The following is a 15,411-nucleotide window of genomic DNA, read 5'->3' on the forward strand; positions in this document are numbered from 1 at the left end:
ACACCATCGTGCGCCTGATGACCAACCGCGGCAATAACGAACTGGTTCCCCATTCGATGTAGTCGATGGGCGAAAATGGCCCTACGGCATCAATTGACCGCCATTGACCTCGATTGTCTGCCCGATCATGTAGCCGGACAGCACCCCCGAGGCGAGAAAGAGGTAGGCACCGACACAGTCCTCGGCAACGCCCAACCGTCCCTGCGGAATGGTAGAGAGCAACGTGTCCAATTGGGCTCGGGTCGAATATCGCTCCTGGAACGGGGTATCAATGACACCCGGCGCCACCGCATTGACGCGAATACCGAACGGGATCAGTTCCTTGGCCATGCCGCGCGTCACATTGCCGATAAACGCCTTGGAGGAGCCATAAAGCCCGGCGCCGCCGCTGGCCCCGTTCCGTCCCGCAATCGATGTTGTGTTGATGATGAAGCCGCCATTGGCCTTGAGATGGGCAATAGCCGCGCGACTGGCCGAGAGCACCGAGCGTGCATTCAAATCCATGATCGCGTCATAGATTTCGTCGGTCCATTCCGCGTAGGGTTGCCGCGCTACCATGCCGCCCGCATTGTTGATCAGCCCGTCAAGGCGACCAAAAATTTTCGCCGTCTCCTCGACCGCCCGCGCCATCTCCCCGGCTTTTGAGGCGTCCGCCTGTATCAGCGCCACGGTGCCACCATCGGCCCGGATGGTGTCCGCAACCGCTTCTGCCGCGGAAACACTGGCATTATAGTGCAGGCCCACCAGCGCACCCTGGGCACCAAAGGCCTTGGCCAATGCAGCCCCGATGCCGGTTGACGCGCCAGTAATCAGCACGGCCTTGCCATCCAGATCAGGTATGTGGAGTTTGGTCTTGGACATTTTGATCTCCGGGCGGTCTATGAGCCTGATCGATCACAAAATATATGGGGGCAATATATATGCCGAACCAGTTTATCAGATATCGGATAGCAAATGCCAGTTACCGTTGAATAAACGCCTGCGCTGCGCTGCAATTCAGCGCGCCTGCCGCAACTCGCCGAAGTGACAATATTGGCGCGCGCGAGCCAAGACCCGAAAATTGAGGGAAGACTTGTCGGCGCGCCGTTGCGGGCTAGTAGACGCGCACCAATCGCCCGTCCGGTTGCTCCACCAGTTCGCCAGGCGGGGCATCGACCAGCCGACTTGCCTTGGCGACCATTTCGGGGTCAGTACCAAGTTTTCCGGCCCCGGCATCCTCGGTTGACAGCACCGAGGCCTTGAGCAGGCGCGAATAGGGATGTTCCGGATTTTCCAGCACCGCACGCGCATCGCCCATTTCAACGATCCGTCCGCGCTGCATGATAATCAGCCGGTTGGAGATGTAATAGGCGGTCGCCAGATCATGGGTAATATAGATGACCGAAACGCCCAGATCGTCGCGCAATGATTTGAGCAGATTGACAATCGACATGCGTAGCGATGCATCCACCATCGACACCGGCTCATCGGCGATCAGCAGCGGTGGATTGGGGATCAGGGCACGTGCAATGGCGGCGCGCTGCAACTGTCCGCCGCTCATTTCATGAGGAAACCGGCCCTTGACCTCGGCCAGTGACAAGCCGACCTTTTGGAGCGCCCCGTCCATGGCCTTGTCGATTTCGGTCTGATCGGAAAGTTTAAGGAATCGTCGCGCTGTCGATTCCAGATAGCGGTCGATCCGCTTGAGCGGATTGAATGCTTCGAACGGGTTCTGAAAGACCGGTTGAACCGCCGCCATGAACGCCAGTCGGGCTGCCCGGTCCGCCTTGGCGTTAACGGTCTGGCCGCGAAACTGAATGGTGCCACTGCTCGGGCGTTCCAACCCGAGGATCATGCGCGCCAGGGTGGTTTTGCCCGAACCGCTCTCCCCGATAATTGTAAAAATCTCTGCCTTGTCCGCCTCGATGGAAAAACGGGCATCCTGCACCGCCGCCACGCTGCGCCGCGACAATAGTCCACCCATGGAGAAATGCTTGGAGACATCGTTGACTGCCAACAGTGTGCTCATGTTTGGGCCCCGACATTGGCTTGGTGCGGTGCCGTCAGGGGCGCTACGTCCTTCCAGCGCCAGCAGGCAGTACGATGGCTCGGTCCAACGGTTTGAAGCGGCGGCACCTCGCTCTTGCACTTGTCAATCGCCAACGGGCAACGCGGATGAAAACGGCAGCCGCCCGGCGGGTTTGCAAGGCTTGGCGGACGTCCCTCGAGCGCCGTGCGCTGGCTGGTATCGCCAATACGCGGCAAACTCGCCACCAGATGCGCGGTATAGGGGTGTTTGGGCGCAAAGAACATATCGCGCGTCGGCCCCTCCTCGACCAACCGCCCCGCATAGATGATCCCCACGCGGTCCGTCATATTGGCATGAACGCCCATATCGTGTGTCACCAGCACCACCGAACTGCCCATGTCCTGCTGAATGTCACGAATGAGCGACAGCACCTCTTTTTGCACCACCACGTCGAGTGCCGTCGTCGGCTCATCTGCGATGATGAATTCGGGATGACACACTGTTGCCAGCCCGATAGTGACCCGCTGGCGCATGCCGCCCGATAATTCGTGCGGATAGGCCTGCAGGACTTCGGGCCCCAGCTTGAGTTTGCCAAGGTGGTCCACCACCCGGTCGCGAAAGGCTTTGCCCGACAGACCCAGCGGGCGGGCGGCAAAATCTTCAAGGCTCCTGCCGATGCGGCGCACCGGGTTGAGAACGCTCATCGAGCCTTGCATGACATAGGCTCAAGTGCCGCCAGCGGATGGCCTCGATGGCCTGGGAATCGGCATTGGTCACATCAACGCTTCGACCACCAAAATTATAGGTTGCGCTGCCCGCGATCACCCGCAGTGGTGGTCGAATGGCAGCGGCCAGAACCTTGATGAAACTGGTCTTGCCCGATGAGCTTTCCCCCGCAATGCCATAGACCTCATTCTTGCGTATGGTCATTGTAATGTCGTCCACCGCCCGCACCTCGCGTTCGATGCCGAAATAGTTCATCTGGTAGTAGGCCTTGAGCCCGCTGACGTTGAGGATGTCTTCATGGCTTGTTTCGGCGGTCATGATCAGGCTCCCATGCGCCGCAGCCGGCTGCGCGGATCGATATATTCATTGAGCGAGACGGCAAGCAGGAACAGGCCAACGAACAGGATGACGATAAAAATCACCGGGATGAGAATCCACCACCATACACCCACCACCATCGCCGAATGGCTATTGGCCCAATACAGCACCGTACCGATAGTGGCCTGGTTGATATTGGTGAAGCCCAGCACCGCCAGCGTGACTTCCAGCCCGATCGACCACAACATGTTGGCCATGAAAGTCGAGAACACGATTGGCATCACATAGGGCAGGTGCTCCTGCAGCAATATCTTGGGCGTGCTCATCCCAGCGAACACCGCATGGCGGGTAAACTCGCGATGTCGCAGCCCCAGTGCCACCGACCGGATCAGCCGCGCATCGAACGGCCAGCCAAAACAGGCCATGATCAGCGCCAGCGTCCATGAATTGAGATCGCTGCGCAACACGAAGTAAAACAACACCAGCACCGGAAAGATCGGCACCGCCACGAAAATATCGTTGACGAGCATCAGCCCGCGATCCACCCATCCCCCGACATAGCCGCTGGTCAGCCCCACCGCCAGCGAGATGATGCGCGAGAGCACCGCGACTGTTACCCCAAAGATGACCGAATTTCGAAAGGCCGTTGACAGCTGCCAGAACAGGTCCTGCCCGCGCGAATTGGTGCCAAACCAATATTGCGCCGATGGCGGTTGGTCGGGAATGACCACATAGATCAGGTTCGGGTCTGTCGGCGCAAAATAGCTTGCCGCGGCAAAGATCAGGATGAACCCCACCAGCGTTACGCCGATGGCAAATTCGATATTGTAGCGAACAAGGTCGCGGAAAACAGCAAACATGGCGGCTAATCCGTCCTTACGCGTGGATCGAGCAGGGGATGGAGCAGGTCAACGATGAAAATGGCCGTCGCCACCGCTGCCACCGACACCGTGGACACCGCCAGTACCAGCGAAAAATCGCCGCCATTGACCGCGTCGACCAGTAGCGACCCGAGGCCCGGATAATTGAACACTTGTTCGGTGATCACCGTGCCCGAAAATACCCCGCCCAGTGTCATTGCCAGCGCCGTCAGTTGCGGCACGGCTGCGTTGCGGATCACATAGCTGCCCACAATGGTCCGGCGCTTGACGCCCGCCAGTTCCGCGTACGTCACATAGTCTTCGGTCACAATGTTGGAGACCAGCGCCCGCATCCCCAGGAACCAGCTGCCGAAACCCACGAGCACCAGCGACGAGGCTGGCAGGATGGCGTGCTGCAGCACCGACCCTATATAAGCCAGGTTCCAGCCCGGCGTCACATTCATCGCAAAGCCGCCGGAAATGGGCAGCACCGGCCAGATAAAGCCGAAAACCACCAGCAGGATGAAGGCAACGATATAGTAGGGGATCGGCTGAATGCCCATGGCCACGACGCCGAAGGCTTTCAGGAATCGGTTGTTTTGATTGTAGCCTGCCAGGGCGCCCATCACATTGCCGACAACAAAGGTAATCAGGATCGACGTCAGCAGCAGGCATACGGTCCAGGGCAAGGCGCGCATCACCAATTCCATGGCCGGGGTCGGAAATGCAATCAGCGATGGTCCAAGGTCACCATGCACCAGACGCGCCCAGAAATTGAAATATTGATTGATCAGGGGTTCGTTCACCCCATACATTTCGGTCAACGCCGCGCGCATCGACTCCACGGCCTCTGGTGCGAAATTGGAGCGGGCGGTCATCCGTCCCAGTGCGGATTCCACCGGACTGATCGGCGACAGGTGCGTCACCATAAACGTCGCGGAAATGCCGCAAAATACGACAGCAAACAACTGCGCTGCGCGCTTGGCGGCAAACCAGAAATAGCCTTGCATTTGGGCTCCTCAACCTCGGCGGTCACAGGTCTTCTGAACTGCAACCGAAACCGGACCAATGACGGTCAAGTCCATTTACGGGGCGCCGAAAACGTTGCGCATCGCCGCGCTACCGGCGGGCGCCACCGTTATTTGTTCCGACGAGCAAGGATTTGCGGGTCAGAAAAGGTGCGATTGAGGGGCAGGGCGCCAGCCGTGTCCCTCTGGGCAGCCCGGACAATACCGGGCTGCCGGGGAGAACTCAGGCGCTGGTCGGTTTGATCTGCGTGAAGATATACTTCCCGTTCGACCAGTTGGTGACCGGATTGGCATAATTATTCTCGATATTGGGCCAGCCGGTCCAGTATTTGTTCGATTGCACCGAGAACACATTGTAGGACATGATCGGAATGTTCGGCATTTCTTCGAGATGCAACTTGACGAACTCGATGCCGTATTCCAGCCCCTTGGGATCGTTGAAGTCGACCCCACGGATTTTCTCGATGATCTCGTCCAGTTTAGGGTTGGTCCAGCGCATCCAGTTACGGGCCGGCTGGATTTGACCCGGCTCAACAACATATTCGGAGTGATAACTGTCGAGAAAGAAGCTGAGATCGGGGTGACCGCCCCAAGTCTCGACCGCCCAGCCAATATTGACTTCATAGTCGCCCGCGCCCACGCGGTCCCATATATCGGGCGCCACTTCCGCGCTTGCCTGCACCCCGGCTTGTGACCAGAGTTGAGCAATGATCGTGCCGAGGCGGTTGATGACGCCTTCTTGGGGAATCTGCACACTAAAGGCGAACGGTTCGCCAGTATCGGTCATCCATTGATTGCCGTTTTTGGTGAACCCTGCTGCCGTCAGCAACTCCTCGGCTGCCTGCAGATTCTGTTTCCACCAGCCAAAACCGAAGCTTTTGTTTATTGCCTCGGGATCGGTCGGCACGTCGTCGCCAAACTGTGGGCGCACCATGTCGGCGATTTGCTGGCCGATAGTGGGGTCATAGGGTTTGACCTTGGAAGTGCCCGTGTCGATCTCATAGTCGATCATGAATTGCTGGAGCGGTCCGTGATAATCGCGTGGATGTGTTCCCGTTGGCGGTATCGAGATGGCCGACAGGGTCGCTGCACCACGATAGGACGCCATCGACATGGCGCGCGCGTCAAGCATCAGAGCCAGCGCCCAGCGGACACGCTTGTCCTGGAACATTGGCTTTTGGTGGTTGAAGATGGCCATTGGCAGCGTCGGATCGGGATGGGCATAGGGGAAGCCGGTGAACCAGCCATGCACGTTCGGGTCTTCCTTGACGATCGAGAATGTGCCTTCAGGCGACAGATCATGGATCATGTCCAGATTGCCGTTACGCATCTCGATCAGGCGATTGTCGGTTGAGATATTGTTGCGATAGATAATGTGCTTGGGCGTGGGTTGGCCCACCAGGCCCAGCGTCGTCTTGTCCCAGTCCTCGCGCTTGTCCCAAATATACCATGTGCCGTTCGGATCGAACGAATTGAGTGTATAGGCGCCAAGGCTGAGTGGGGGGTTATAGTCAAAGGTCAGGACGTCATCGACCTTTTCAAACACATGCTTGGGCATGATCCAGGCCGCATTCCAGCGTACCGAGAAAATGGCGTGAAAGCGTGAGTTTGGCGCCTGAAGTGTGAAATGAACTGTATACGGATCGGGCGCGGTAACCTCGGCTACCTGCGTGGAGAATGCACCGCTCCACTGCATGCCGGGTGTCTCCATCTGTTTGGTCACAGTGTAAACGACGTCATCGGCTGTAAACTCGACCCCATCGCTCCACAGGATGCCCTGGCGCAGCTTCACCGTCATTTCGGTGAAGTCATCATTATATTGCCATGGCTCCGCCGCGAGCGCGTTGTAGATCGCGTTCTCGCTCTTGCCCGGCACACCGCCATCGGGGTCGATGTACCAGAGCGTGTCCATCGTTAGTTGGTGCAGGCCATTGCTCGTTCCGCCGCCGCCATTGACCCAGATATTGAACCAGCCCGGATTGCGGATGACCCCTTCGGGGTTGTGCACGATAACCGTTTCGTTCCGGACAAAATCGTTCAGCGGCGGTGCCGAGCCTTCAGCATCCTGCGCAAAAGCCAGTCCCTTGGCGCCGAGCATCAGCGCACCAACGGCAGTGCCTACCATAAAACTGCGTCTATCCATCTCTCGCTCCTCCCTGTGGGATGCCATCCGCACTCTGTTCGCGAGCGCTCTCCAGCAACTTGGATTCATATTTGATCAGTTGATTTTGCTTGTCAACAGATATCATGATGTAAATCTAATATCATGATATACAAATGAATGGGGCACATCGTCCCCGGTGTGCCCTATTGCCTTGATCCGTCACGCTCAACGCTAACGGTCTGCTAGTAGAAGTGAGTTGTCGGCCAAGCGATATGTTGGCTTGGTGCTAAAGCTTTACCCGCACCATCTGGTAGGAGTAAGGCGGCAGCGTCAGGCGCAGCGAGCCGTCCGCCACCTTGGCGCCTTCACCCTTGCGCGGAGCCACTTCGCTCTGATTTTTGGCGGTATTGACGGCGTCGAGACGGCTATGGGTCATCACCTGGTGATCGATCACGTCACCCCCGGCAAAACCCTGCAAACCGATATCGACCTCAATTGATTCCGTCCCATGTCGGTTGACCAGGAAGAAGCTAAGCGTGCCATCATCTTCATTGTGCACACTCGACAGATCCACAAAGGGCGTATTGTCCTCATGATTGCTCTCGTATCCCGGAGAATTGACGAGCAAATTCAATGCAGTACCGCGACCGTACACAGACGCGAAATAATAGGGATAATAGATCGTCTGTTTCCAGGCCGGCCCGCCCTTTTCGGTCATGATCGGTGCGATCACATTCACCAATTGGGCGATACAGGCGATCTTGACCACATCGGAATGGCGAATGAAGCTGTTGAGAACCAGACCAACCTGCAGCACGTCCTCAAAATTGTAGATGTCTTCCAGCAGCCCCGGCGCATGCGGCCAGCCATTGCCACCATCAAGAATCTCGCGGTCCTGCTTGTTGGAGTGATACCAGACGTTCCATTCATCAAACGAGATATAGACATCGTGCCTTGAGCGTTTCTTGCTCTTCACCTGCTTGATCGTCGCCGCAACGGTTTCGATGTAGCGTTCAAGTTTATGATTTAACGCCAGATAGTTAGGGGTATCCTTGTCGCGATTTGCAAAGTACATATGCAGCGAAATATGATCAACATGCTCGTAGGTATGTTCGAGCACAATGCGTTCCCAATCGGGATAGGCTCGCCATGTCCGCATTGGAGGAGCCACACACGATCAATTCAAGTTCGCTGTCGAACATACGCATTGCCCGGGCGGTGTTGGCCGCTAGCTTGCCATACTCATCAGCATCCTTGTGCCCGACCTGCCAGGGGCCATCCATCTCATTGCCCAGGCACCACATTTTTACGTTGAACGGCTCTTTGCGGCCATTCTTGATACGTAAATCGCTCCAATAGCTGCCGCCCGGATGATTGACATATTCCAAGAAGTTACGGGCATCGTCGACCCCGCGTGACCCAAGGTTTACCGCCAGCATCATCTCGGTGCCGACACTGTCGCACCAGTCGGCGAACTCGTGGACACCCACCGCATTGCTGTCCGACGTGTGCCAGGCCAGGTCGAGCCGGGTAGGGCGCTCTTCTCGTGGACCTACCCCGTCTTCCCAATTATAGGCGGAAACAAAGTTACCCCCGGGATAGCGTACGACGGGTACATTGAGGTCCTTGACCAGTTTGGCAACGTCGCCCCGCATGCCATTTTGGTCGGCACTTGCGTGATCGGGTTCGTAAATGCCTTCATAAATGGCGCGTCCGAGATGCTCGAGGAACGCCCCGTAAACACGATTATCGATCTTGCCGACCGTGAAATCCTTATTTGCGACGACTGACGCCTTCACGTTACCCTCCTGAAATCCCGTTTGTCTGATTTGTATCAGATAATCAGTTGTAAACGGGTATGAGGGGATTGCGCAAGAGGCGTGTGCGAATTGAATCTAGCGTTCGGTTTGTAGCCGCATGATGATGTCCTGGTCATAATTGCCAAAACCCCGGCCGAAAATATTGATGCCCCCCGGGTGTTTCGCCTCGGATTTGACAGCAACGCGGAGACGGATCGAATGGTGGTTGGCCAGGTCCAGATCAATCAGGGTGATTGGTGAAATCTTGATCCCATCAACAAAGGTGCCGTCCGTCGTCACCCGCCAGGCTCTTGAGTTTGCCATATTGGCTGCCCTTGAGCTTCCACCAATCCGGTGTGTAGACGCCGCGCTTGTCGCCAAAATCGCCCGGTGAGGTCCATGTGCCGATTTCCGCGCCATTGACCGATAGCGTGATGTCGGACGGCCAGTCCGCCGAGGTGCCCGGTACTTCCGATGACAGTTCCATCAGAAATTCCATCACCTCGATCTTGTTCTGCGCCAGCTTGGCATTGTTGGGAAACTGATATTCGATATAGCCGCGGGTAAACCAGATGAGCCCTGCCTTCATCCGGTCCGGATCAAGGAATGTATCGGGCACATCGAGCAGGCCGACAATCCCCTCGGTCGAGCACAGCCCACAGGGCGCCGACACATCGCAACTGGTATAAAGGCCCAGCGGCATGGCCACCTCGATGGTGTTGTCCTGCAGCGGGGCGATGTCATCCTTGAACATCACCAGCACCTCATCGAAGGTCGAATGACACACTTTCTGGTTGCCCTTGCGAGCTTTTTGCAATTCGGTGCCGATCAGCCCCGCCGTTTCAAGAATGCTCAAATTGGTCGATATGGTCGACTGCGGCAGATCCAGTCGTGCCGCGATTTCATTACCGTTCAGCGGCCCGTTGACATGTAATAGCTTCAGAATCCTGATCCGGACCGGCGAGGCCAGCCCCTTGAGCACCTCCATGTCGGTTTCAGGATCAACGACAAGAAAATTTCGGCTCATGGTCAAATAATTTCGCTGCTGGCGACAGACTGATTGTGACTGTCGGTTTCGATCAATATTCTTTGTGTATCAGATGTCATGATATTTAGGAAAGGGGCATCCAATGCGTCGGTTTGCAGGCAAGGCGCCGCAGGTGGATGACCGCTATCAATCGGATGAGAATAAGCGGCGCTCTAGGCCGCTTCTACCAGAGCGCTGCGATCGGCCAGATTCATGCCGAATCCCGGGGCGTCGCCCAGCGTCAATTTGCCATTGACCGGCACTTGTTCGCCCACGAACAGGTCGCCGAATACCGGTCGGATCGACCTGCCATCGGGGCTTGCTGCTACATATTCACAAAAGGCCAGGTCGGTCTGGCTGGCGATAAAATGGTAAGAATAGGGACCGCTGCCATGCGGAATGACCGGGATTTCGTACGCCGATGCGTGCGCCGCGATCCGCAACAACTCGGTCAGGCCCCCAACCCACATGACATCGGGCTGCAAGATGTCGATGCTGCGCTCCTCGATTAACCGCCGAAACCCGAACCGCGTATATTCATGCTCTCCGGTCGTCCATTTCAGCGTCGGATGCGCCTGCTTGATCTGCCGGAACCCTTCGACATCCTCGGGCGACAACACCTCCTCCCACCAGTGGATATTGAGGTGTCTGCACGCTTGGGCCAACTGGATTGCATAGGGCACCGTTAGCGACATATAGCAATCAACCATCAGCGGAAAATCCGGGCCGACCCGGTCGCGGTGGGCTGCCAGGAACGTCACGTTTTTTTCAAGTCCACCCATGCCGTCGAAATGGCTGTGGGGCAGCGGTACCTTGGCGCCCCAGAACCCCAACGCCTTGACCGCATCGGGCGCCGGCCCGGTGCAATAAAATGATATCTCTGGCCGACTCAAGCCGCCGACGAGATTATAGACCGGCTCTCCGCGCACCTTACCGTTGAGATCCCACAGCGCCAGATCAACAGCACTGATCGCCATGATCGGCAGGCCCTTTCGACCATAGGGCAGCGAGGCGCGATATAGTTGATCCCAGATCTGATTGATATTGCGGGCGTCCTGCCCCACGAGGAACCGGGCAAAATGATGTTTGATCAGCCACGCGGCGGGCGCGCCACCTGTGCCGGTTGCTACCCCCACAACACCCTCGTCAGTCTCGATTTCAACCACCAGCGACCCCAGGACGCCGATACCCCATGAGGAGCGGCGTTCGCGATAGTGCTCATATCCAGACATAGGATTGGCAATAAGACTATCGACCAGCCAGTGCTCGGCAGTGCCTTGATTGAAATAATCTCCGCCCGTTCGGGACTTGTCGACGAGAAAAACCCGCAGGTCCTTGATGCGGAACGCCCCGCTCATGGCAGCAGGAAGACGCGCTTGAGCGGGATCTGGGTCGGGACATTGTTGGCGTCCGTTTCCATGACGTCGGCCATGAATTTCCACCAGCGTTGGCAGATTTCCGTGTCCGGCAACGCGTCCATGGTGTGGTCGTCCGTGCGTGTCAATATCGCGAACAGATGGTTGGTCTCCGGATCATGCCAGATCGTATAGTCTGAAACCCCTGCGTCTTTGAGTGCCTTGGCCAGTTCAGGAAATATCTCATCGTGGCGCTTTTCATATTCTGCGGCCTGGCCGGGATTGAGATTCATGCGAAAGGCGATGCGTTCAGACATTGGCGGATCCCTCGTAATTCTGGCCCATGGATTGTTTGGTCGTGTCGCGAACATGCTCCAGATGAGCCCGATAGGCCTCAACTGCGGCCTTGGCGTCGCCTGCAACGATTGCATCGGCAACGGCACAGTGTTGTCCGACTGATTTTTCGATCACGCCGGGCACCGTACTCGCCTCACGCCGCACATCCAGAGCCACATCATAAAGTCCCTGAGCCAGCGCGCTCAGCAATGCATTGTTGGCACCGGCATTGATGCTTTGATGAAACTCGATATCCATAAGTCGAAACGCCACCGGGTCATGATGAAAGGCACGCCCGTCGCGCGCCAGCCGCAAAATCCGGTTCCGTATGTCTGGCGTGGCGCGCTCGACACAAAAACGTACCAGTTCCAGATCGACAACGGCGCGCGCCTCGAAATGCTCGTCGACGTCGTAATCGGCAACCGACAGCATGACGTTGAACGGCGCAATTAACCGCCTCGGCGACAGGTCGGTAACCGTGTAACGGCCACCCTGACGACTCTCCAGCACGCCCATCAATACCAGCGCCTTGAGGGCCTCGCGCAGTGGTGGGCGCGAGATGGCGAACGCAATGCCCATCTGGGCTTCGGTCGGTAGGCGATCTCCCGATTTCAAATTGCCCGACTTGATCATCGCCATGATTCGGTTGGCGACCTGCTCCGAAATCGACTGTCGCTCCAGAGCGCCACCACCAAAATCCTTGGGTGCACCGGCTGGAGAATTGCTGGCCTTCACCAACACGGCAAAATCATCGTCAACGTCGGTCATGGTCCCATTCAATCTGGCTGGTTGTCATTGCCTGCCACTCACAGCCCCAGGCGATAAAAATCATTGGCATTGTCGCGGTAGAATTTTCGCAGGTCCCCTTCCCCGACGCCCGAAAATGCCTGGTCCAAAACCTCCACCCATTGCGGCAGTGTGGTGGCTTGCAGGCAAATCGGATAGTCGCCGGCATAGATCATGCGATCAAAGCCGAAATGTTCAACCGTGGCGTCGATATAGGGGGCAAAATCGGCTTCGGTCCAGTGATGGTGATCGGCTTCCACCGGTAGATCGGACAATTTAATCACGAGGTTTTCGTGTGCGCTGAGCGCCTTGAGATCGTCGCGATATTGATCAATGGCGCCTTCCGCAATCCCCGGCTTGCCGCAATGGTCAAGGATCAACCGGACATTGGGAACGCGTTCGACGAACTCGCGCACAATGTCCATCTGTGTATGATTGACGTTGATCTCGAAATGATAGTCGAACTTTTCCAATAGCTTGACGCCCTCGATGAAATTATCGGACAGCGTCAACGCCCTTGGATTATCGTCGAACTCGACAATGCGGCGAATGCCTTTGACACTTGGATGTTCGGCTTTCATTTGCGCCAGCATTGGCTCGACCCGACCGCCCCATTCTAGCGGCGCCATCGGTACAATGCCCTTGATTCGCGGATCGCGCTTGGCCGAATCTTCGACGAACTCGATCTCCTCGATATACTGGCCGGACTTTTCGTCAAAATCTGCATAGCACTCCAGAAAAACCATGGCTTCGACATCGAGGTCGCCGCAGTCGCGCTGATAGTCCTCGATCTGGTAGGACTTGCCGAAAAGCGGGTGCCCCTTGAACGCGGCATAGTTCAGCCGGTCGAAATCCCAGATGTGCAAATGGGTGTCGATGATCGGAAAATCGGGCATCCGTCTGCTCCTAGCGGGTCAGTTTGAATTCGGCGGGATCAGGGGTCTTGAGCGTCAGCCCGAAGCCGGGTTTGTCGTCGGCCAGATTGATATAGCCGTTCTCGGCCACCGGCTCGCCATCAAAAATATACCAGAACAATTCATTGCCCACTTCCACCGGCACCTTGGGGAAATATTCCGAAATCGGCGCGCCATAAGACGACATCGAGATGTGATAATTGTGCATCTGCCCCGCATGGGGGATGACGGCCACATCATAGGCTTCACATAGATCGGCAATCTTTTTCGCCGCCGTGATGCCACCAACCCGATTGACATCGAACTGGGCAATGTCGAATGAGCGCAAATCCATGGCCTGTCGGAAACCGTGCAAACTATATTCGTGCTCGCCGCCCGAAATTCCCACCAGATTCATCGCCTTGAGTTCGGCATAGCCCGCCAGATCGTCGGCGATGACCGGTTCTTCCACCCACCGCAAATTGTGCGGCTCGAGCAGCCGCAACATGCGTTTGCCATATTCGACGTTCCAGCCCATATAACAGTCGGCCATCAGGTCGACATCAGGGCCGACCGCTTCACGCGCCGTCTTGACCAGTTCGAGATTCTTGTTGATCCCGGCCAGCCCATCTTTGGGCCCCCAGCCAAAGCGCAGCTTGACTGCCGTAAAACCCTGATCGGCATAGGCCTTGGCTTCCTGGAAAAGTGTGTCGAGTGGCTGGCTGTAAAGTCGGCTGGCATAAACCTGAATTTTGGACTTGGTCCGGCCGCCCAATAGCTTGAACACGGGTTGGTTGAGAATCTTGCCCTTGGCATCCCAGATCGCCAGATCGACCGCACTGATGGCGGTCATCCCGATCCCCTTGCGTCCAAAGGGCAGGGTACGCCGATACATGGATTGCCAGAGATATTCGCTGTCCATCGGGTCGGTGCCGATCAATAGCGGCTTGAGATAGGTGTCGATGGCGGCCTTGGTCGCGTGCGGCGCCAAGGCCGCATTGCCGATCCCGACGGTTCCGTCGTCGCATTCGATTTCGACCACTAGCCAGCCCAGAAAGCGAAAACCTTCAATCGAACCGGTCACATCGGACACAATATCGCCCGCCGTCGTGCAAAAATGCGGTGGCATCGGCGCTACTGGACCGATCCACTCCCAGATTGTGGTACGAACGTCAGTAATACGAGGCATTCAACTCTCCATTCAGACAGGTAGTGGACCAAGTTCGGTCGCATAGCGTTTTGCCCAGGCTAGACCGCGAGGGCTGGCAATATTGCTGGGTCGGCGATCGGTGCTCGGCTCGATGCCCAATCGAAGCGCCGCGATCAGCTTGCCGTAGAGCACAAACTGGCCGAGCCCTTGCATGGCAAAGCCGACCGCAGGCAGCATCTGTCGATAAAGCCTTTCGGCTTCAGCCTCATCCCCGGCCCGCATGGCTTTTTCGACCCCGACTTGTAGGTCGATGGTTTCGATACCTGGAATCATACCGTCCACACCGGCGCGGTAATTGTCGGTTAGTTCAAACCCGGCTCGCCCGTTAAAGACCCGCATGCATCCTGCCAACTGGTCGATCAAGTCACCGACATGCAGAGCCATGCTTTCGGCTTTGGCCACCACCACGTTCGGATGTTGCTTGTTGAGGTCGACGAGTTCCGATGCCGTCAGACCGACCCCCAGAAATTCGGGTGCGTTCTGGATGCCAATCGGGCCGTCGACAGCATCGGCCACCTCGCCGAAAAACGCGACGAGTTGAGCGCCCGATATCGGTGGGCGCGGCGGCTGCAGGATCAACCACGCCGCGCCAGCAGCGCGCGCGGCTTTCGCCGCCGATATCATATCGAGCACATTGCTTTCGCTGATGGTTACCGCCACGGGAACCCGGCCAGCAACATCCTCGATGGTCCAGTCTATCAATTGTTCGCGCTCGCCGCGGCTCAGCTTGGATACTTCGGTCCCCAGCCCCAACACGGCGACGCCTGATGATCCCGCTGCGATCGCGGCGCTGATCTGCCGACTAATGGCGTCGCGGCGCAAGCTATTCGCGGCGTCAAAAAAGGCAAAAAGCATCGGGTAGGTCCCGCTGATATCCATGGCGAGATATCTCCTCATCGGTTCAGGCGAGCGTGTTCGTGTTTTCCGGCCTCAGGATTGGCGCGACAGATGGCACTTGTCA

General features: G+C 57.1%; 11 protein-coding genes and 3 pseudogenes. All 14 read right to left on the reverse strand.

Translation table 11 applies throughout. The annotated features are described in order from the left end of the window. Window positions 1–81: 81 nt before the first annotated feature. The 14 genes and pseudogenes from PSQ19_RS17055 to PSQ19_RS17120 all read right to left on the reverse strand — a co-directional run bounded on the left by PSQ19_RS17055 (window position 82) and on the right by PSQ19_RS17120 (window position 15,329). The gene (locus PSQ19_RS17055; protein WP_282218718.1) at window positions 82–861 is read right to left on the reverse strand and encodes an SDR family NAD(P)-dependent oxidoreductase; all 780 of its coding nucleotides are present in this window, start codon (window positions 859–861) and stop codon (window positions 82–84) included. A 232-nt stretch (window positions 862–1,093) separates the two neighbouring features. Next, entirely contained in the window at window positions 1,094–2,008 is a 915-nt protein-coding gene (locus PSQ19_RS17060) for an ABC transporter ATP-binding protein (protein ID WP_282218719.1), read from the reverse strand. Further along, a pseudogene (locus tag PSQ19_RS17065) lies at window positions 2,005–3,052 on the reverse strand (ABC transporter ATP-binding protein). Before PSQ19_RS17065 ends, PSQ19_RS17060 begins: the two are co-directional and overlap by 4 nt. A gap of 2 nt (window positions 3,053–3,054) precedes the next feature. After that, window positions 3,055–3,912 carry an ABC transporter permease gene (locus PSQ19_RS17070; RefSeq protein WP_282218720.1) on the reverse strand — a complete coding sequence of 286 codons (858 nt, stop codon included), beginning with the start codon at window positions 3,910–3,912 and terminating at the stop codon, window positions 3,055–3,057. A 5-nt stretch (window positions 3,913–3,917) separates the two neighbouring features. Beyond that, the gene (locus PSQ19_RS17075; protein ID WP_282218721.1) at window positions 3,918–4,922 is read right to left on the reverse strand and encodes an ABC transporter permease; all 1,005 of its coding nucleotides are present in this window, start codon (window positions 4,920–4,922) and stop codon (window positions 3,918–3,920) included. A 241-nt stretch (window positions 4,923–5,163) separates the two neighbouring features. After that, window positions 5,164–7,083, reverse strand: coding sequence for an ABC transporter substrate-binding protein (locus PSQ19_RS17080; RefSeq protein ID WP_282218722.1), 1,920 nt, complete (start codon window positions 7,081–7,083; stop codon window positions 5,164–5,166). 247 nt (window positions 7,084–7,330) lie between these two features. Continuing rightward, window positions 7,331–8,843 (reverse strand): annotated as a pseudogene (arfA, locus tag PSQ19_RS17085) (arabinosylfuranosidase ArfA). A 96-nt stretch (window positions 8,844–8,939) separates the two neighbouring features. Next, window positions 8,940–9,870, reverse strand: a pseudogene (locus tag PSQ19_RS17090) (ArsR/SmtB family transcription factor). A 173-nt stretch (window positions 9,871–10,043) separates the two neighbouring features. After that, window positions 10,044–11,228 carry an L-rhamnonate dehydratase gene (gene rhmD, locus PSQ19_RS17095; protein WP_282218723.1) on the reverse strand — a complete coding sequence of 395 codons (1,185 nt, stop codon included), beginning with the start codon at window positions 11,226–11,228 and terminating at the stop codon, window positions 10,044–10,046. Further along, a complete protein-coding gene (gene rhaM / locus PSQ19_RS17100; protein WP_282218724.1) occupies window positions 11,225–11,542 on the reverse strand; it encodes an L-rhamnose mutarotase in 318 nt (105 codons plus the stop codon). The genes rhmD and rhaM overlap by 4 nt, the downstream gene beginning before the upstream one ends. Continuing rightward, window positions 11,535–12,329: a FadR/GntR family transcriptional regulator gene (locus PSQ19_RS17105; protein ID WP_282218725.1), complete on the reverse strand. Its 795-nt coding sequence runs from the start codon at window positions 12,327–12,329 to the stop codon at window positions 11,535–11,537. The genes rhaM and PSQ19_RS17105 overlap by 8 nt, the downstream gene beginning before the upstream one ends. 38 nt (window positions 12,330–12,367) lie before the next feature. Next, a complete protein-coding gene (locus PSQ19_RS17110; protein WP_282218726.1) occupies window positions 12,368–13,243 on the reverse strand; it encodes an amidohydrolase family protein in 876 nt (291 codons plus the stop codon). Window positions 13,244–13,253: 10 nt separating this feature from the next. Beyond that, window positions 13,254–14,429, reverse strand: a complete 1,176-nt coding sequence (locus tag PSQ19_RS17115) for an L-rhamnonate dehydratase (protein ID WP_282218727.1) — start codon at window positions 14,427–14,429, stop codon at window positions 13,254–13,256. Window positions 14,430–14,441: 12 nt separating this feature from the next. Next, window positions 14,442–15,329 carry a dihydrodipicolinate synthase family protein gene (locus PSQ19_RS17120; protein ID WP_282218728.1) on the reverse strand — a complete coding sequence of 296 codons (888 nt, stop codon included), beginning with the start codon at window positions 15,327–15,329 and terminating at the stop codon, window positions 14,442–14,444. Window positions 15,330–15,411: the final 82 nt, after the last annotated feature.

This window comes from Devosia algicola (assembly GCF_028816455.1).
GTDB lineage: Bacteria > Pseudomonadota > Alphaproteobacteria > Rhizobiales > Devosiaceae > Devosia > Devosia algicola.

Excerpts from the sequence above, each read along its gene's own strand:
- PSQ19_RS17055 (WP_282218718.1), bottom strand. The coding sequence starts at position 861 with ATGTCCAAGACCAAACTCCACATACCTGATCTGGATGGCAAGGCCGTG.
- PSQ19_RS17060 (WP_282218719.1), bottom strand. The coding sequence starts at position 2,008 with ATGAGCACACTGTTGGCAGTCAACGATGTCTCCAAGCATTTCTCCATG.
- PSQ19_RS17070 (WP_282218720.1), bottom strand. The coding sequence starts at position 3,912 with ATGTTTGCTGTTTTCCGCGACCTTGTTCGCTACAATATCGAATTTGCC.
- PSQ19_RS17075 (WP_282218721.1), bottom strand. The coding sequence starts at position 4,922 with ATGCAAGGCTATTTCTGGTTTGCCGCCAAGCGCGCAGCGCAGTTGTTT.
- PSQ19_RS17080 (WP_282218722.1), bottom strand. The coding sequence starts at position 7,083 with ATGGATAGACGCAGTTTTATGGTAGGCACTGCCGTTGGTGCGCTGATG.
- rhmD (WP_282218723.1), bottom strand. The coding sequence starts at position 11,228 with ATGAGCGGGGCGTTCCGCATCAAGGACCTGCGGGTTTTTCTCGTCGAC.
- rhaM (WP_282218724.1), bottom strand. The coding sequence starts at position 11,542 with ATGTCTGAACGCATCGCCTTTCGCATGAATCTCAATCCCGGCCAGGCC.
- PSQ19_RS17105 (WP_282218725.1), bottom strand. The coding sequence starts at position 12,329 with ATGACCGACGTTGACGATGATTTTGCCGTGTTGGTGAAGGCCAGCAAT.
- PSQ19_RS17110 (WP_282218726.1), bottom strand. The coding sequence starts at position 13,243 with ATGCCCGATTTTCCGATCATCGACACCCATTTGCACATCTGGGATTTC.
- PSQ19_RS17115 (WP_282218727.1), bottom strand. The coding sequence starts at position 14,429 with ATGCCTCGTATTACTGACGTTCGTACCACAATCTGGGAGTGGATCGGT.
- PSQ19_RS17120 (WP_282218728.1), bottom strand. The coding sequence starts at position 15,329 with ATGGATATCAGCGGGACCTACCCGATGCTTTTTGCCTTTTTTGACGCC.